The organism is Nesterenkonia halophila (assembly GCF_009467795.1).
GTDB classification, from domain to species: Bacteria; Actinomycetota; Actinomycetes; order Actinomycetales; family Micrococcaceae; genus Nesterenkonia; species Nesterenkonia halobia.
In genome coordinates this window covers 94546-111980 of the sequence record NZ_WIAX01000012.1, presented here as the reverse complement: position 1 = coordinate 111980, position 17435 = coordinate 94546, and the positions used below count along the sequence as shown (strand labels likewise).

Genomic DNA, 17435 nt, shown 5'->3' with positions numbered 1-17435 from the left:
GCATGCCTCTCATTCAAGCCCTCCGCCGGCCCGCCCGCAACGCGGAAGCCGTCAGTCGCAGGTGTCGCAGAGTCCGGAGAGCGGCAGCTCGATGAAGCAGCTCGGGCACAGCCCGTGCCGCAGGCGGGAGCTCTGTCCGGCCGGCGCGGCGCTCGGGGCCGCCGGCTCGGGGGAGGGCCCCTCGACGTGTCCGGCATGCTCGGCGGACGGCGGCGCGGCGTCGACCGCCTCGGAGGGGGCCGCGGAGCCCAGGCCTGCGACGGCGTCATGGGCCGGGCGGCTCCGCGACGTCGGGGGCGAGGACGTCGTCGGGGAGGGCGGGTCGTCGGCAGTCGGGTCGATCGTCGGGTCGGGAGACTGGGGCTCTTCGTCTCGCATCGGGCTCTCACCACCGGGGAACGTTCGTCGTCCTCGTCCTCAGGATAGGACCGGGGTCCCGCCGCGGACCAGGAGTCCGGGCCGGCGGCGGGCCCCCGCCCCGGGGAGCCGGCCGCCGGCCGCGACTCGGCCGGTCAGCGCCGACGCAGCGTCTTCTCGTCGACCGGAGCGTCCCCGGAGGCGCGCCGGCGGCGGTGGTACTCGGCCGCCTCGGCCTGCCGCTCGGCCTCGGCGCCGGAGGCGACCTCCATGCGCAGGTGGTCGGCGGTGTAGCCGAAGGACTCGGCGATCTGCCGCGCGTAGGGGCGCACCCGCGCCAGCAGCCGGTTGAGATACGGCGTCAGCGTCCGCGCCCGCTGGGCGGAGATCCGCCCGTGGAGCAGATGCCAGTCCAGGTGCTGCTCGATCGTCGACAGCGCATGGATGTCGCGCAGCCAGGTCAGCACCGTCCGGGTGTCCTCGTGCTCGACAGTCTCCAGCACCTCGGTGAAGGACTCCCAGAGCAGCAGGTCGGCGTGCGCGGACGCGGCGGCGATGATCTCGTGCTGGTGCTCGTTGAACGCCTCGGCCTTCTCCGCCGGTCCGAGCTTGGCGGTGCTGCGCAGCGCGGAGGCGACGTCGGCGACCATCTGCCGCACTCGGTCGGAGAGCAGGCTGCGCTGCACCTCGGTCTGCTTGAACCAGTTGGCGCTGCGCCGCTCGTCGCCGGTGTCCTGCACGTTCTGCAGCGCCCGGCGCAGACCGAAGCGGTGCAGCACCGTCGACTGCGCCTGGGAGACCACATAGCGCGAGAGGGCCCCGACGTCGGCCTGGCGGAACTCGGCGGCGTAGTCGCTGAGCAGCCGTTTGGCCACCAGCTGCAGCAGCACATTGTTGTCGCCCTCGAAGGTCGCATAGACGTCGAGGTCGGCGCGCAGCGTCGCGAAGCGGTTCTCGGCCATGAAACCGGCGCCGCCGCAGGCCTCGCGGGCCTCCTGCAGAGTGTCCAGCGCGTGCCAGGTCGCCGTCGGCTTCAGCGCGGCGGCCAGCGTCTCCAGCTCCTGGCGGTTCTCGTCGGAGTCGTCGGCGCCGGAGAAGACGTCGTCGAGCTTGGTCAGCAGCTTCTCATGGGCGAACCCGGCGGCCACTGTGGTGGCCAGCTTCGGGATCAGCCGCCGCTGATGCAGCTGGTAGTCCATCAGCACCTCCTCCTCCGTGGTGGAGGAGGCGTGGAACTGCCGCCGCTGCTCGCCGTAGGTGATCGCGCCCTGCAGCGCGATCTTCGAGGCGGCGATGGAGGCGCCGGTCAGCGAGACACGGCCCTGCACCAGCGTGCCCAGCATGGTGAAGAAGCGCCGGCCCGGACTCTCGATGGGGGAGCTGTAGGTGCCGTCGGCGGCGACGGCGCCGTAGCGGTCCAGCAGGTCGACGCGCGGCACCCGGACGCGGTCGAAGCTCAGCCGGCCGTTGTCGACGCCGTTCAGCCCGCCCTTCTCGCCGTCGTCGGAGATGGTGACCCCCTCGCGCGCCGAGCCGTCGTCCTCGCGGATCCGACAGTAGAAGCAGTGCACCCCGTGGTTCACGCCGTTCGTGATCAGCTGCGCGAAGACCACCGCGTCGCGGCCGTGGACGGCGGCGTTGCCCAGGTATCGCTTGGTGGCGCCGGTGAACGGCGTGTGCAGGACGAACTCCTCGGACTCCGGGTCGTACTCGGCGGTGGTGCCGATGGAGGCGACGTCGGAGCCGTGGCCGATCTCGGTCATCGCGAAGGCCCCAGGGACCCGCAGGTCGACGATGGGCGGCAGCAGGCGCCGGTGGTGCTCCTCGGTGCCCAGGTGCATCACTGCCGCGCCGAAGAGCCCCCACTGCACCCCGGCCTTGATCTGCAGCGAGGGATCGGCGACGACGAGCTCCTCGAAGGCGGCGATGTTCGCCCCGTGGGCGTCCTGGCCGCCGTACTCGCGCGGGAAGGCACGCTGGACCGCACCCTCCTCGACGAGTCCGGCGAGCTGGGCGAAGACGCGCTCGCGGTGCTCGGCGGTGGACAGCCCCCCGACGCGGTGGAACCGCGGGTCGGCGGCGACGGCGCGGGCCTCGCGGCGGGTCTCGGCCCAGCGTCCCAGCAGCAGCTCCTGCAGCACGGCGCCGTCCGGAGCGGGGCGGCTTCCGGCGTCGTCGGCGGTGTCGGCGGTGCGTGCGGCGCCTGCAGCGCCGGCAGTGCCTGCGGCGGCATCGCGGGCGGCGGTCGGGCGGGCGGTCTGGCTCATGGTGCGCTCCTCTGATGTGCTGATCCGGCGGGCCGGTCCTCGGCCTGGTCCACGCCCCGTGCGGCCGATCGCCGGAGGGGCTGACCAGGGCGGGCGACGGCGTCCTGCCCGCGCCCCGGGCCGCGGGCGGTCGACGCCGGCGGGTGTCCGGGTGACAGTGACAGTCACCACAGGTAGTCTAAGATACTGATCAGTAATAAATCCATGTCCCGACTGCTCGCCACCCCCCCCCGAGCCAGAGGAGAGTGCCGCATGCACACCGTCGACGCCCCCCGAGACGCCGTGATCATCGGGGGCAATCGGATCCCCTTCGCCCGCGCCCATAAGGCGTATGCGGGCGCGTCCACCCAGGACATGCTGACCTCGGCGCTGAACGGGCTCGTCGCCCGCTTCGCCCTGCAGGGCGAGCAGCTCGGCGCCGTCGCCGGCGGGGCGGTGCTGAAGCACCCGAAGAACTTCAACCTCGTCCGCGAGTCGCTGCTGGGCACCCCGCTGGATCCGCGGACCCCCGCCCACGACGTGCAGATGGCCTGCGCCACCGGCATGGAGGCCATCGGATCGCTGGCCGACAAGATCCGGCTGGGCCGCATAGACTCGGCCGTCGGCGGGGGAGTGGACTCGATCTCCGACGCGCCGCTGGTGGTCAGCGACGCGCTGCGCGGCATCCTGATGGAGGCCAACCGGGCCAAGACCGCCGGCCAGCGGCTCAAGGCGCTGGCGAGGATCCGTCCGGGCCACCTCGCCCCGCAGGCGCCGGGCGTGGACGAGCCGCGCACCGGCATGTCGATGGGCGAGCACATGGCCGTCACCGCCCACCAGTGGGGGATCACCCGGACCGAGCAGGACGAGCTGGCCCTGGCCAGCCACCAGAACCTGGCCGCCGCCTGGGACCGCGGATTCTTCGACGACCTCGTCACCCCGTTCCGTCGCGTCGCGAAGGACGACAATCTGCGCCCCGACTCGACGCTGGAGAAGCTCGCGACGCTCTCGCCGGTCTTCGGCAGGGACCTCGGCGAGGAGGCGACGATGACGGCGGCGAACTCCACCGCGCTGACCGACGGCGCGGCGACGGTGCTGCTGGGCAGCGAGGAGTTCGCCGAGTCCCGCGACCTGCCGCAGCTGGCGACCTTCGTCGACCACGAGCTCGCCGCCACCGACTTCGTCGACGGCGCCGAGGGGCTGCTCATGGCGCCCACGCGGGCGGCCGCGCGGATGCTCACCCGCCACGGGCTGACCTTCGACGACTTCGAGTACGTCGAGATCCACGAGGCCTTCGCCTCCACAGTGCTGGCCCAGATGAAGGCCTGGGAGGACGCGGAGTACTGCCGCGAGCACCTCGGCCTCGACGGCGCGCTGGGCCGCATCGACCGCAGCCGGCTCAACGTCGACGGCTCGTCGCTGGCCGCCGGCCACCCGTTCGCGGCCACCGGCGGGCGCATCGTGGCCTCGCTGGCCAAGCGGCTGCACGGCAAGCCGGGGAAGCTGGGCTTCATCTCGGTCTGCGCCGCCGGCGGCCAGGGCATCACCGCGATCCTGGAAGGACGGTGAGCCGACGATGATCCAGCGGAGCCCGCAGTCTCGGCCGGCGGCGCAGCCGCGGCCGACCGACACCTACACCGCCCTGGTCAACACGGAGCTCGGCCGGCGCATCGGCCGCGCGCTGGGCCTGCCGCGTCCGGCGCCGCTGCGCCGGCACACGCCGGGGGCGGCGCTCGCCGACGGCCCGGTGCTGGTGCTCGGCGAGACCTCCGGCGCCGAGGACATCGCCCAGCTGCTGCTGCGCTGGGGGCTGGACGTGCGCCGGCACATCGGCGACGAGGAGCGGCTGTCCGGCGTCGTGGCCTGCTTCGACGCCGTCTCGGCGCCGGGGGACCTGCAGGAGACGGTGCTGCGCCTGGCCGACGTCCAGCGGCAGATCGCTCCGTCGGGCCGGGTGATCACCGTGCTGCGCGATCCCCAGGACGCGCGCGACCCCTCGGTGCGCGCGGCCCGCCGCGCCGTCGAAGGACTGACCCGCTCGCTCGGCCGCGAGATGCGCGCCGGAGCCACGGCCAACGGCGTGGTGCTGCAGGAGTCGCTGGACGCGGCGGCGCCGGGCGTGGCCGGAGTGCTGCGCTTCCTGCTCTCCGGGCGCTCGGCCTTCGTCTCCGGGCAGTTCCTCTCCGTGGACAGCGTCAACGGCACGCTGCCCGAGGACTGGGACCGCCCGCTGGCCGGCCAGGTCGCCGTCGTCACCGGCGCGGCCCGGGGGATCGGGGCGGCCATCGCCCGCACCCTGCGCCGCGACGGCGCACAGGTGATCGCCGTCGACGTCCCGGCCGCCGGCGAGGCTCTGGCGGCCGTGGCGAACGAGGTCGGCGGCACGGCGCTGCAGCTGGACATCACCGCCGAGGACGCCGGCGACCGGATCCTCGAGCATGCCGAGCAGCGGCACGGCCGGCTCGACGTCGTGATCCACAACGCCGGCATCACTCGGGACAAGCTGCTGGCCCACATGGACGCCTCGCGGTGGAGCTCGGTGATCGCGGTGAACCTCGAGGCCCAGCTGCGCATCAATCGTCGCCTGCTGGCCTCCGAGCTGTTCTCGCACGCGCCGCGGATCGTCTCGCTGGCCTCGACCTCGGGGATCGCGGGCAATCGAGGGCAGACCAACTATGCGGCCTCGAAGGCCGGCGTGATGGGCATGGTCGCCGCCTCGGCGCCCGAGCTCGAGTCCCGGCACGGCACGATCAACGCGGTGGCCCCGGGCTTCATCGAGACCGAGATGACCGCGAAGATGCCGATGGTCGCCCGCGAAGTCGCCCGTCGGCTGAATTCGCTCAGCCAGGGCGGGCTGCCCGAGGACGTCGCAGAGACGGTGGCCTTCCTGGCCTCGCCGGCCGCCGGCGGCACCAGCGGGATGACGCTGCGCGTCTGCGGCCAGAACCTGATCGGCGCCTGAGGAGGTCCCCGATGTCCGAGACGTTCTCACCGGCACCCGTCGTCGCCGACCTCCGCCGGATCGAGATGCCGTCGCTGGCCGGCCTCTATGCCCGCGCCGCCGCCGACGCCGCCGGCCGGGCGGTGCGCGGCTCCGGCGAAGTGGGTGCACTGCCCGACCAGGCGCTCGCGGCCCGCTCCGCCGGGGCGACGACGGCGACGACGGAGGCCTACCGGCGGCTCGTCGGCGGCGAGGCCTTCGACGGCGTGCACCGCTGGTCGCTGCCCTCGGCGCTGGTCCACGTGCTGGGCTTCCCGGTGCAGGTGGCGCTGATGGCCGACCGTCGGTTCCCGCTGCCGCTGATGGGGCTGGTCCACCTGTCCAACGCCGTCGAGCATCGGCGGCCGATCGGCGTCGAGCAGCCGCTGCAGATCCGTGCACGGGCGGAGAATCTGCGCGAGCACCGACGGGGTGTGCAGGTCGACATCGTCACCGAGGTGCTGCGGGAGCAGGCCGATCCCGCGGCTCCGGCGGAGCAGGACGTGCTCTGGACCGGGACCTCGACCTACCTCGCCCGCGGGCTGCGGCTGCCGGACGAGCCGGCGGCCGGATCGTCCGAGGAATCGGGCCGGCGGGACGGCGACGCCGTCGCCCTGCCGCCGCGGACGGCGTCGTGGAGGTTCGGCGCCGATGCCGGGCGCTCCTGGGCGGCCGTCTCGGGGGACTGCAATCCGATCCATCTCTCGGCGCTCACCGCGAAGGCGCTGGGCATGCCGAGCGCCATCGCCCACGGGATGCACGCCGCCGCGAAGATGCTCGAGGGGCGCGAGCCGCAGGAGGCCGGGCACCGCTGGCGCATCACCTTCGAGGCGCCGATCCGGCTGCCGGCGCAGGTCGCCGTCGCCGCCGAGGACCTGGGCGCCGGGCGGACGCGGATCACCGGCTGGGACGCGCGCCGCCGTCGTCGGCACTTCCACGGCGAGCTGCAGCTGCCCGAGCACGACTGACGCCCGCGCTCCGCAGCCCGCGGCTTGCGGCGTGTGCCGTGTGCCGTGTGCCGGAGCGATGACTCGGCGGAAAGTGCGGGAACGCCGATGCATTCCCACAGTTGCCGCCGAGTCATCGCCGCGGGGGAGGGCGGCAGGACCGGCGCGGGAGGTTCCTCGTAGGATGGGGAGCATGGCAGCAGCGCAGCGCGGGTCCTCCCGCCGATCCTCCGGCTCCGCCGGCGTCGACTTCCGCACCGTCGAGCCGGCGCCGCTGATGCTGCTCAAGGGGCCCGAGGACTACGCGGCGACCCGGGCGACGGACCGCGTCAAGGAGCAGCTGCGCGTCCAGCACCCGGATCTGGAGTACACCCGGCTGGACGTCAGCTCCGCGGCCTCCGGCGCGCTGGCCACGCTGGCCTCGCCCTCGCTGTTCGGCGAGGCCCGCCTCATCCTCGCCGAGGATCTGGCCCAGACCTCGGACGCCTTTCTGCAGGAGGCGCTGTCCTACCTCGACGAGGTCGCCGACGACGTCACGCTGGTCTTCCGCCACACCGGTGGAAACCGGGGCAAGAAGCTCCTGGATGTCCTGGCGAAGCGCGCCGTCGTCGTCGACTGCTCGGCGGCGAAGACCGACGCCGACAAGCTGGACTTCCTGCGCCGCGAGTTCCGCGCCGCCGGACGGGAGATCCAGCCCGACGCCGCCCGCGCGCTGGTCGCCGCGGCCGGCTCCTCGCTCTCCGATCTCGGCGGGGCGTGCCGTCAGCTCATCCGGGACATCGACGGCGAGGTCACCGAGGAGCACGTCGACCGGTACCACGGCGGGCGCGTCGAGGCCACGGCCTTCAAAGTCGCCGACGCCGCCTTCGAGGGACGCGGCGCCGACGCCGTGCGCCTCTACCGCCACGCCATCTCCACCGGCGTCTCGCCCATCGCGGTCACCGCCGCGCTGGCCCGCAAGGGGCGGCAGATCGCCGCGCTGGTCGACCATCGCGGCAGCCCCGACGCGCTGGCCTCCACGCTGGGCGCCGCGCCCTGGCAGCTGCGCCAGGCGCAGGACACCGCGCGCCGCTGGCAGTCCGCACGGGCCGGAGCGGCGGTGGAGGCGATCGCCCGGGCCGACGCCGAGGCGAAGGGGGCCTCGCGCACTCCGGAGTATGCCGTCGAGCATGCGCTGGCCGTCGTCGCCGCCGGCGTGGGGCGCTGACTCGGAGCGCCTCCCCGCCGCCCGCCGGGTCCTACCGTCCGGTCTCTGGTAACATGGCGACGCAGTGCTCACGGCCCGTCATGGGCCGGCACCCCCTGCGGCAGAGATCCCTCTGCGCGGTTCGAGGTCCCTCTGCCTGACGAGCCGCGTGATCGCCATGGCCCCCCACGCCACTCAGTCTGTCTTCTGCCGCCACGCAGGGATGCAGCCCTCACGTACGCAGTGAACCCCAGACAGGAAGACATCACGTGGCTAACATCAAGTCTCAGAAGAAGCGCGTCCTCACCAACGAGAAGGCCCGCCAGCGCAACCAGGCCGTCAAGTCGGACCTGAAGACCTCGATCAAGAAGGTCCGGAAGGCCGTCTCCGCCGGCGACAAGGACACGGCGCTCGCCGCGCAGCGCGTCGCGGCCCGCAAGCTGGACAAGGCCGCCTCCAAGCGCGTCATCCACAAGAACCAGGCCGCCAACCGCAAGGCCGGCCTGGCCGCGAAGGTGAACTCCCTCTGATCGGTCCGCACTGACCGCGGGCCCGCCGCGGCGCGATGCGAACCTCCGCCCGCCGCCCGACGGCGGGCCACCCGAAGGCCCCCGCGCAGCTCGTTGCGCCGGGGCCTTCGGCATACCCGCGCGCGGATCCATGGAAGAATGGATCCGTCCGCCCGCCCCGACGCCCAGAGAAGGATGTCCGACACGTGTCACCGAAGGCCCGCACCCCGCAGGTGCCCGCTGCGACGGATCCGAGCCTCATCCGGAACTTCTGCATCATCGCGCACATCGACCACGGCAAGTCCACGCTGGCCGACCGCATGCTCCAGCTCACCGGCGTCGTCCAGCCGCGGGAGATGAAGGACCAGTACCTGGATCGGATGGACATCGAGCGGGAGCGCGGCATCACGATCAAGTCCCAGGCGGTGCGGATGCCCTGGGAGTTCGAGGACGAGACCTTCGCCTTCCACATGATCGACACGCCCGGGCACGTGGACTTCTCCTACGAGGTCTCCCGCTCGCTGGACGCCTGTGAGGGCGCGGTGCTGCTCGTCGACGCCGCCCAGGGCATCGAGGCGCAGACGCTGGCCAACCTCTACCTGGCCATGGAGCACGACCTGGTGATCATCCCGGTGCTCAACAAGATCGACCTGCCCGCGGCGGAGCCGGACAAGTACGCCGAGGAGATCGCGCATCTGATCGGCGGCGACCCCGACGATGTGCTGCGCGTCTCCGGCAAGACCGGCGCGGGCGTCGAGGAGCTGCTGGACCGGCTGGTCGTCGAGGTCCCGGCGCCCACCGGCGACGCCGACGCGCCGGCCCGGGCGATGATCTTCGACTCCGTCTACGACACCTACCGCGGCGTGGTGACCTTCGTCCGCGTCGTCGACGGCCATCTGTCCCGGCGGGAGCAGATCCGGATGATGTCCACCGACGCGACCCACTCGCTGCTGGAGATCGGCGTCTCGCAGCCGGAGCCGCAGGCCACCGAAGGGCTCGGCGTCGGCGAAGTCGGCTACCTGATCACCGGAGTGAAGGACGTCCGCCAGTCCAAGGTCGGCGACACCGTCACCGCCCGGGATCGCCCGGCCGCCGAGCGGATCGGCGGCTACCAGGAGCCGCGGCCGATGGTCTTCTCCGGGCTCTTCCCGATCGACGGCTCCGAGTTCCCGGTGCTGCGCGAGGCGCTGGAGAAGCTGCAGCTCAACGACGCCGCGCTGAGCTTCGAGCCGGAGACTTCGGCGGCGCTGGGCTTCGGCTTCCGCGTCGGCTTCCTCGGCCTGCTCCACCTGGAGATCACCCGGCAGCGCCTCGAGGCCGAATACGACCTGGACCTGATCTCCACCGCGCCGAACGTGATCTACCACGTCACCACCGAGGACGGCGAGCTCCACGAGGTCACCAACCCCAGCGAGTTCCCCGACGGCAAGCCGACCGAGATCCGCGAGCCCATCGTCGACGCCACCGTCATCGTCCCCGCCGAGTACGTCGGCCCGGTCATGGAGCTCTGCCAGTCGCGGCGCGGCACCATGCAGGGGATGGACTACCTCTCCGAGGAGCGGGTCGAGCTGCGCTACACGCTGCCGCTGGCGGAGATCGTCTTCGACTTCTTCGACCAGCTGAAGTCGCGCACCAAGGGCTATGCCTCGCTCAACTGGCAGGGGACCGGCGACCAGGCGGCCGACCTGGTCAAGGTCGACATCCTGCTGCAGGGCGACAAGGTCGACGCGTTCTCGGCGATCACCCACCGCGACCACGCCTACTCCTACGGCGTGAAGATGGCCAAGCGGCTCAAAGACCTGATCCCGCGCCAGCAGTTCGAGGTCCCGGTCCAGGCCGCCGTCGGCTCGCGCATCATCGCCCGCGAGACCATCCGTGCGATCCGCAAGGACGTGCTCTCGAAGTGCTACGGCGGCGACATCTCGCGCAAGCGCAAGCTGCTGGAGAAGCAGAAGGAGGGCAAGAAGCGGATGAAGACCGTCGGCACCGTCGACGTCCCGCAGGAGGCCTTCATCGCCGCGCTGTCCTCCGACGAGGACGGCGAGGGCAAGGACTGACCCGGTGCCGGCCGCCCTGCCGCCCGGCGACCCCGTCCCGAGCGACGGATCCCCGCCGCCCGCCGTCCGCGCGGCCCTGCCCGCCCGCGCCGACCGACCGCTGGGACTCTACGTCCACATCCCGTTCTGCTCGGTCCGCTGCGGGTACTGCGACTTCAACACCTACACCGCCGCGGATCTCGGCGAGGGCGCCTCGCGGGAGAGCTACCCGGACACGCTGATCGCCGAGCTGGAGTTCGCCGCCGGCGTCCTCGACGCCGCCGCGGCGCCCGCCCGCCGGCTGTCGACGGTGTTCTTCGGCGGCGGCACCCCGACGCTGCTGCCCGCCGAGGAGCTCGCCCGCATCCTGACCCGCGCCCGGGAGCTCTTCGGCTTCGTCGAGGGTGCGGAGGTCACCACGGAGGCCAACCCGGACACGCTCGACGACGCCGCGGCGGCCACGCTGGCCGCGGCCGGCTTCACCCGGGTGAGCATCGGGATGCAGTCGGCGGTGCCGCATGTGCTGGCCACGCTGGACCGCACCCATGACCCGGCCAACGTCTCGCGCGCGGTCGCGGCGGTCCGCGGCGCCGGCATGGAGGTCAGCCTGGACCTCATCTACGGCACTCCCGGCGAGAGCCTCGCCGACTGGGAGACGAGCCTGCGCGAGGCCGTGGCGATGGATCCCGACCACCTCTCGGCGTACTCGCTGATCATCGAAGAAGGCACCGCCATGGCCGCGCAGATCCGGCGCGGGCGGCTCGCCGACGTCGACGGCGACGACCACGCCGACAAGTACCTGCTGGCCGACCGGATCCTCGCCGAGGCGGGCTACTCCTGGTACGAGGTGTCGAACTTCTCCCGCGGGCCGGGGATGCGGTCGCGGCACAATCTGCACTATTGGCAGGACACCGACTGGTGGGGCGCCGGCCCCGGAGCGCATTCGCATCTGGCCGGCCTGCGCTGGTGGAACGTGAAGCATCCCGCGGCCTACGCGCAGCGGCTGGCCGCCGGCATCAGCCCGGGCCACGGCCGTGAAGTGCTCGACGCCGAGGCGGTCGCCCTGGAGCATCTGATGCTCCGGCTGCGCATCGCCGAGGGGCTGGATCTCGCCGCGCACGCCGCGCTGGAGGCCGCCGAGCCGATCACCGCGGAGACCACCTCCCGGCTCGTCGCCGAGGGGCTGGTGGAGGAGGAGCCGCTGGTGCCGGATGCGGAGCATCCCGCCGGCCGGCTGGTGCTGACCCTGCAGGGCCGGCTGCTGGCCGACGCGGTCACTCGCCGGCTGGCGGACTGATCGCGGCGGATCAGTGCACCAGGCGCAGGTTCAGCCGATAGCGGTAGGGACGGCCCTTGTTGCACTCGATGCCGGCGATGAGTCCGGCCAGCGTCATCACGACCCAGAGCAGCACCGCCGCCAGTCCGAAGATCCAGCCGATCAGCGGCAGCAGCGCCAGCATGTAGGCGGCCAGCAGAAGCACGGTCAGCGGCAGCGTGAAGTTCAGCGCCTCCTTCGACTCCTGGGCCACGAACGGCCCGCGGTCGCGGAAGACCAGATAGATCACCAGCGACGGCAGGCAGCCCATCAGCCCGCCGAAGTGCGCGAGCGTCGCCCAGCGCCGGTCCTCGGCGGGGGTCAGCGGCAGGGCGGCCGGCGAGGAGCCCTGCAGATGCTCGGAGGCGCGGGAGCGCTCGGGACGCTCGGCGGAACTGTCCGGCTGTGACACGGCACCTCAGCTCTCTTCACGTGCACTCGGGTCGGCGGTCTGTCGCGGGCGCGTCGCCGCCGCGGAGACGGACGGCGAACAGTGCCCTGGCGCGCATTCTAGCCGCCGCGCCTGGATGCGCGCCGACATCCGCGGCGCCGCGTCGAGGCGTGTCGGCTCCGGCCGGACGGTCTCAGGCGGTCTGGGGCAGTCACAGGCAGCCGCGGGACGGGCCGTTCAGCCCTGCGGCTCGGCGGTGACGAAGTCGATGAGCTCCTCCACCCGTCCGAGCAGCGCGGGCTCCAGGTCGGTGTAGCTGCCCACAGTGCCGAGGATGCGCTTCCAGCCGTGGGCGACGTCGCGCTGGGAGGCGTGCGGCCAGCCCAGCGCGCGCAGCGTGCCGATCTTGATGTCGACGTCGCGCGGGATGTCCGGCCAGCGATCCAGCCCGAGCAGCTGCGGCTTCACCGCCTGCCAGACGTCGACGTACGGATGGCCGAGGACCAGCACGTTGTCGCGCGCGCCGGAGAGCGCCATGGCCTCGGCGGCGATCCGCGTCTCCTTCGATCCGGAGACCAGGTGGTCCAGCAGCACGCCCACGCGGCGACCGGGGCCGGGGGCGAACTCGCGCAGCGCGCCGACCAGGTCGTCGGCGCCGTGCAGCGGCTCGACGACGACGCCCTCCAGGCGGAGGTCCTCGCCCCAGACCTTCTCGACCAGCTCGGCGTCATGCGTGCCCTCGACCCAGATGCGCGAGGCGCGGGCGACGCGGGCGGCGGCGCCGTCGACGGCCACTGAGCCCGAAGCGGTCCGCCGGGGGGCGGCCGGGGCGCTCGTCCGCGGCGTCGGGGCGACCAGCCGCACCGGTTCGCCGTCGACCAGGAAGCCGTGGCCCAGCGGGAAGGCCCGGGCGCGTCCGCGCCGGTCCTCGAGACTCACCACCTGCACGCCGCCGGCGGCCTCGACGCCGACGACGGCGCCGACCCAGCCGCTCTCGGCCTCCTCGACCACTGTTCCCGGGTCCGCCGGCACGTCGTCGATCTCGCGCTGCTGGGCGCGGCGGCGGGCGGCGAGGTCCGTGGGGCCCCAGGCGGACCAGTCGGCGGAGAATCCAGCGGATGTCACAGTCTGCAGACCTTAGCAAGGCCGCGTTCGCCCAGGGAGGAGGCGCGCTGTGGGGAGGCGAACAGCCGGGGCGAGACGATAGAATCAGCACCTGCCCGCGGAGAGTGCCAGCCGTCGGGCGCCCGAGGCGCGCCCCGCCCGCGCACGGAGAGTGCCCGAGACCGCACCGGCCACGCCCCGGCCCGCCGGGGCATCCCGGACCACCCAGCCCCGCCCACGAGGAGGACCGAGCAGCAATGTCGGACACGCGACGACTGCAGGTGCTGCGCGCCATCGTGGAGGACTATGTCCACAGCCACGAGCCCGTCGGCTCCAAGGCCCTGGTGGACCGGCACAATCTGGAGGTCTCGCCGGCGACGATCCGCAACGACATGGCGCATCTGGAGGCCGACGGGCTCATCGAGGCCCCGCACACCTCCGCCGGCCGCATCCCCACCGACCGGGGCTATCGGCTCTTCGTCGACCGGATCTCCGAGATCCGGCCGCTCAGTCCCGCCGAGCAGCGGGCGATGGACGCCCTGGTCGAGGCCGCCGACGACTACGAGGCCATGCTGGAGCAGACGGTGCGCCTGCTGGCGATGCTGACCAATCAGGTCGCGGTGCTGCAGCATCCGCAGCACAGCACCGCGCGGATCCGCCATGTCGAGGTGCTCTCCATGGGCCGGCAGAAGGTGCTGGTCGTGGTGATCCTCTCCTCCGGCAAGGTCGAGCAGCGGATGGTCACGCTGGCCGAGGGCCTCGAGGAGGAGTCGCTGCACGTCATCGGACGTCGGCTCGTCTCGCAGCTGCACAACCGATCGGCGACGGCGCTGCCGCTGCCGGTGGACCGGCTCATCGGCTCGGTGGAGCCGTTGCTGCAGCCGGCCATGGCGGTGGTCGCGCAGACAGTGGCCGCGATCCTGGAGTCCGGACGGGTGGATCGCATCATCATGGCGGGCACTGCTAACCTCGCCAGGTCCGACCAGGACCTCGGGCCCTCGCTCGGACCGGTCCTGGAGGCCCTCGAGGAGCAGGTGGTGCTGCTGCGCCTGCTGGAGGAGATGAAGCAGGACGAGCGCGGTCTCTCGGTGCGCATCGGCCACGAGACCAGCCACGACTCGCTCGCCGGAACTGCGGTGGTCGCCGCGGAATACGGCGCCGACGACGGCGCCCAGCTGGGCGTCGTCGGACCCACGCGCATGGACTACGGCTCGACGATGTCGGCGGTGCGCGCGATGGCACGCTATCTTTCCCGAATCCTGTCTGAAGGGTGAACAGTGACTGACTACTACGAGGCGCTCGGCGTCGACCGCGACGCGTCGACGGAGGAGATCAAGAAGGCGTACCGGAAGCAGGCCCGCAAGCTGCATCCGGACGTGAACCCCTCGGAGGAGGCTGCGGAGAAGTTCAAGGTCCTCGGCCGCGCCTACGAGGTGCTCTCCGACGAGGAGAGGCGGCGGAACTACGACGCCACCGGCGACGAGAACGGCCGCGGCGGCCCGTCCTTCGGCGGGGGAGGCTTCGGCGGCGGCTTCGGCGGCTTCGGCGACATCTTCGAGACCTTCTTCGGCGGCGGGGGAGGCGGCCCGGCCTCGCGCACCCGGCGCGGCCAGGATTCGCTGATCCGCGTGCGCATCGACCTGCAGGACGCGGCCTTCGGCACGACCAAGGAGGTCGAGGTCGAGACGGCGGTGACCTGCTCAGTCTGCGACGGCACCTGCACGCGCGAGGGCTCGACGCCGACCACCTGCTCCGACTGCGGCGGCCACGGCCAGATCCAGCGGCCGATGCGCTCGATCCTGGGCACTGTGCTGCAGACTGAGACCTGCGCCCGCTGCTCCGGCTTCGGCTCGATCATCGAGGACCCCTGCCAGGAGTGCGACGGCCAGGGCCGGGTGCGCGAGCGGCGCACGCTGAAGGTCAAGATCCCCGCCGGCGTGGACAAGGGCAACCGGATCCACCTGGCCGGCGAGGGCGAGGCCGGTCTGGCCGGGGGCCCCTCCGGCGACCTCTACATCGAGGTCGACGTGCGCGCGCACGAGGTCTTCACCCGCCGCGGCAACGATCTGCACGCCACCGTCACCGTGCCGATGACCGCCGCGGCGCTGGGCACCACGGTCAGCCTGGACACCTTCGACGGCGAGGAGCAGATCGAGGTGAAGCCGGGCACGCAGTCCGGCGAGGTCTTCACCCTCCGCGACCGCGGCGTGCAGCACCTGCGCGGCGGCGGACGCGGGGCGCTGAAGGTCCACCTGAAGGTCGAGACCCCGCAGAAGCTCAGCGACCGGCAGAAGGAGCTGCTCCGCGAGCTCGCCGAGGAGCGCGACGAGGAGGCCGGCGAGTCCACCACCGAGCACCGCGGCGTCTTCACCAAGCTCCGCGAGGCCTGGGACAGTCTGTGACCGCTCCGCTGTTCCACCTGGCCCCGGGGGCGCTGGACGCCGTCGAGGTCGGGGCCCGGGTGCTGGTCGACGGCGCCGAGGGCCACCACGCGGCCACCGTGATGCGACTGGCTCCGGGGGAGGAGATCGTCCTCTCGGACACCCGCGACCGCCGGGCCGCGGGCGTGGTGGCCGCGACCGGCTCGGGCGAGCTGACTGTGGAGGTCCGCCGCGTCGACGTCGAGCCGCGTCCGGTCCCGCAGCTGGTGCTGGTCCAGGCGCTGGCCAAGGACCGGCGCGACGTGCAGGCGATCGAGTCGGCCACCGAGCTCGGCGTCGAGCGGATCGTGCCGTGGAGCGCCGAGCGTTCGGTGGCCCGCTGGAAGCCCGGCCGCGAGGCGAAGAAGCATGCTGAGTGGGTCTCCACCGTGCGCACGGCGGCCAAGCAGACCCGCCGGACCGCGATCCCGGAGGTCGAGGCGCTGCACTCCACCGCCCAGCTCGCCGAGCGCATCGCATCCTCGGCGGACCTCGCCGCCGTGGTGCTCCACGAGACCGAGGAGCACACGCTCGCCGAGGCGCTGGCCTCCCTCGGGCTGCCGCCGGCGGGCGCCGCCGGGGGCACGGCGGGCGGGTACGGCGCGGACGGCACGACGCCGCAGACGCTGCTGCTGCTCGTGGGACCGGAGGGCGGCATCTCGGAGGCCGAGATCTCCCGGCTGGCCGAGGCCGGGGCCGGGCCGGCGCGCCTGGGCCCGACGGTGCTGCGCTCGTCGACCGCCGGGCCGGCCGCGCTGACGGCGGTGCAGGTGCTGCTGGGACGCTGGGACCGCCCCGGCGCCGACGGCCAGTAGACTGGCGGCGATGACAGAGACACCGCAGACTCCGCCCGAGGCGACCTCCGGGCTGGCCAAGGGGGCCGCCTCGGCCCCGGTGGGCAGCATCGAGCGCACTGTGCACTTCGCCGACCCCGACATCATGTTCCGCGCGCTGGGCCCGCAGGACCTGGCGGTGCGCATCCTGCAGGGCATCAGCCCGGCCAGCTCGATCGGCGTGCGCGACCAGCGGCTGACCGCCGCCGGTCCGGCGCGCGAGGTCGAGCAGATCGTCGAGATCCTGACGCAGCTCAAGACGCTGGCGGTCTCGGGGACGACGGCCACCGAGGAGCTCATCGAGCGGGTGGCCACCATGGTCCGGGCCGACCAGGCCGCCGACTCCGCGCGGATGGTCAGCACCGATGTGCTCTCCCACCGCGGTCGGACCATCCGCCCCAAGACCGCCAACCAGCAGGCCTACGTGGAGGACATCGACACCTCCACCGTGGTCTTCGGCATCGGGCCGGCCGGCACCGGCAAGACCTATCTGGCCATGGCCAAGGCCGTCCGGGCCCTGCAGGCCGGGGAGATCAATCGGATCATCCTGACCCGCCCGGCCGTCGAGGCCGGCGAGCGGCTGGGCTTCCTCCCGGGCAGCCTCAACGACAAGATCGATCCGTACCTGCGTCCGCTCTACGACGCGCTGCACGACATGCTCGACGCCGAGTCGATCCCGCATCTGATGGAGTCGGGGATCATTGAGGTCGCTCCGCTGGCCTATATGCGCGGTCGTACGCTCAACGATTCTTTCATCATCCTCGACGAGGCGCAGAACACCACCGCCGAGCAGATGAAGATGTTCCTGACCCGGCTGGGCTTCAACTCCAAGATCGTGGTCACCGGCGATATCACCCAGGTCGACCTGCCCGGAGGCACCGACTCCGGGCTGCGCACGGTGCTGGACATCCTCGCCGACGTCGAGGATGTGACGATCACCCGGCTGACCTCCGACGACGTCGTCCGCCACCAGCTGGTCGGGCGCATCGTCGACGCTTACGAGGCGCATCAGGACCGGCAGCAGCGCCGCTCCGCCGGGGCGGGGGAGTCGCGATGACCGACGCCGCCGAGACTTCCGGCGTCGTCGTGGAGGACGTCTCCGGCTCCGACC

General features: G+C 72.6%; 15 protein-coding genes. 11 read left to right on the top strand and 4 right to left on the bottom strand.

Annotated features, from left to right (window positions below):
* Positions 1 to 51: 51 nt before the first annotated feature.
* Positions 52 to 378, bottom strand: coding sequence for a hypothetical protein (locus tag GCL72_RS06115; RefSeq protein WP_153143825.1), 327 nt, complete (start codon positions 376 to 378; stop codon positions 52 to 54).
* Between the two features lie 134 nt (positions 379 to 512).
* Positions 513 to 2624: an acyl-CoA dehydrogenase family protein gene (locus GCL72_RS06110; protein ID WP_211364987.1), complete on the bottom strand. Its 2112-nt coding sequence runs from the start codon at positions 2622 to 2624 to the stop codon at positions 513 to 515.
* Between the two features lie 252 nt (positions 2625 to 2876).
* On the opposite strand from GCL72_RS06110, the gene GCL72_RS06105 reads away from it, so the two are divergent.
* The 7 genes from GCL72_RS06105 to hemW all read left to right on the top strand — a co-directional run bounded on the left by GCL72_RS06105 (position 2877) and on the right by hemW (position 11558).
* Positions 2877 to 4172, top strand: a complete 1296-nt coding sequence (locus GCL72_RS06105) for an acetyl-CoA C-acetyltransferase (RefSeq protein ID WP_153143824.1) — start codon at positions 2877 to 2879, stop codon at positions 4170 to 4172.
* Between the two features lie 7 nt (positions 4173 to 4179).
* Positions 4180 to 5565, top strand: coding sequence for a 3-oxoacyl-ACP reductase (locus tag GCL72_RS06100; protein ID WP_153143823.1), 1386 nt, complete (start codon positions 4180 to 4182; stop codon positions 5563 to 5565).
* 11 nt (positions 5566 to 5576) lie between these two features.
* Positions 5577 to 6551 (top strand): MaoC/PaaZ C-terminal domain-containing protein, encoded by a 975-nt coding sequence (locus GCL72_RS06095; protein WP_246161043.1) that lies wholly within the window; start codon positions 5577 to 5579, stop codon positions 6549 to 6551.
* Between the two features lie 172 nt (positions 6552 to 6723).
* Positions 6724 to 7737 (top strand): DNA polymerase III subunit delta, encoded by a 1014-nt coding sequence (holA, locus tag GCL72_RS06090; protein WP_153143822.1) that lies wholly within the window; start codon positions 6724 to 6726, stop codon positions 7735 to 7737.
* A gap of 248 nt (positions 7738 to 7985) precedes the next feature.
* Positions 7986 to 8246 carry a 30S ribosomal protein S20 gene (rpsT, locus tag GCL72_RS06085; protein ID WP_153143821.1) on the top strand — a complete coding sequence of 87 codons (261 nt, stop codon included), beginning with the start codon at positions 7986 to 7988 and terminating at the stop codon, positions 8244 to 8246.
* 185 nt (positions 8247 to 8431) lie between these two features.
* Positions 8432 to 10282 (top strand): translation elongation factor 4, encoded by a 1851-nt coding sequence (lepA, locus tag GCL72_RS06080; RefSeq protein ID WP_153143820.1) that lies wholly within the window; start codon positions 8432 to 8434, stop codon positions 10280 to 10282.
* Positions 10283 to 10286: 4 nt separating this feature from the next.
* On the top strand, positions 10287 to 11558 hold the full coding sequence (gene hemW / locus GCL72_RS06075; protein WP_153143819.1) for a radical SAM family heme chaperone HemW: 1272 nt from the start codon (positions 10287 to 10289) through the stop codon (positions 11556 to 11558).
* A gap of 10 nt (positions 11559 to 11568) precedes the next feature.
* On the opposite strand, the gene GCL72_RS06070 is transcribed toward hemW, so the two are convergent.
* Positions 11569 to 11988: a DUF4870 domain-containing protein gene (locus GCL72_RS06070; RefSeq protein WP_211364985.1), complete on the bottom strand. Its 420-nt coding sequence runs from the start codon at positions 11986 to 11988 to the stop codon at positions 11569 to 11571.
* A 216-nt stretch (positions 11989 to 12204) separates the two neighbouring features.
* Positions 12205 to 13092 carry a DUF3097 family protein gene (locus GCL72_RS06065; RefSeq protein ID WP_153143818.1) on the bottom strand — a complete coding sequence of 296 codons (888 nt, stop codon included), beginning with the start codon at positions 13090 to 13092 and terminating at the stop codon, positions 12205 to 12207.
* A 236-nt stretch (positions 13093 to 13328) separates the two neighbouring features.
* Between GCL72_RS06065 and hrcA the strand changes: the two genes are divergently transcribed.
* From hrcA to GCL72_RS06045, 4 genes are read left to right on the top strand one after another with little or no spacing between them, the layout of a single operon-like run.
* Positions 13329 to 14345, top strand: a complete 1017-nt coding sequence (gene hrcA / locus GCL72_RS06060) for a heat-inducible transcriptional repressor HrcA (protein ID WP_153143817.1) — start codon at positions 13329 to 13331, stop codon at positions 14343 to 14345.
* Between the two features lie 3 nt (positions 14346 to 14348).
* Complete coding sequence (gene dnaJ, locus GCL72_RS06055; protein WP_153143816.1) at positions 14349 to 15473, top strand: molecular chaperone DnaJ; 1125 nt, start codon at positions 14349 to 14351, stop codon at positions 15471 to 15473.
* Positions 15470 to 16306, top strand: coding sequence for a 16S rRNA (uracil(1498)-N(3))-methyltransferase (locus GCL72_RS06050; RefSeq protein ID WP_153143815.1), 837 nt, complete (start codon positions 15470 to 15472; stop codon positions 16304 to 16306). Before dnaJ ends, GCL72_RS06050 begins: the two co-directional genes overlap by 4 nt.
* A gap of 10 nt (positions 16307 to 16316) precedes the next feature.
* Positions 16317 to 17381 carry a PhoH family protein gene (locus GCL72_RS06045; protein WP_153143814.1) on the top strand — a complete coding sequence of 355 codons (1065 nt, stop codon included), beginning with the start codon at positions 16317 to 16319 and terminating at the stop codon, positions 17379 to 17381.
* Positions 17382 to 17435 lie beyond the last annotated feature (54 nt).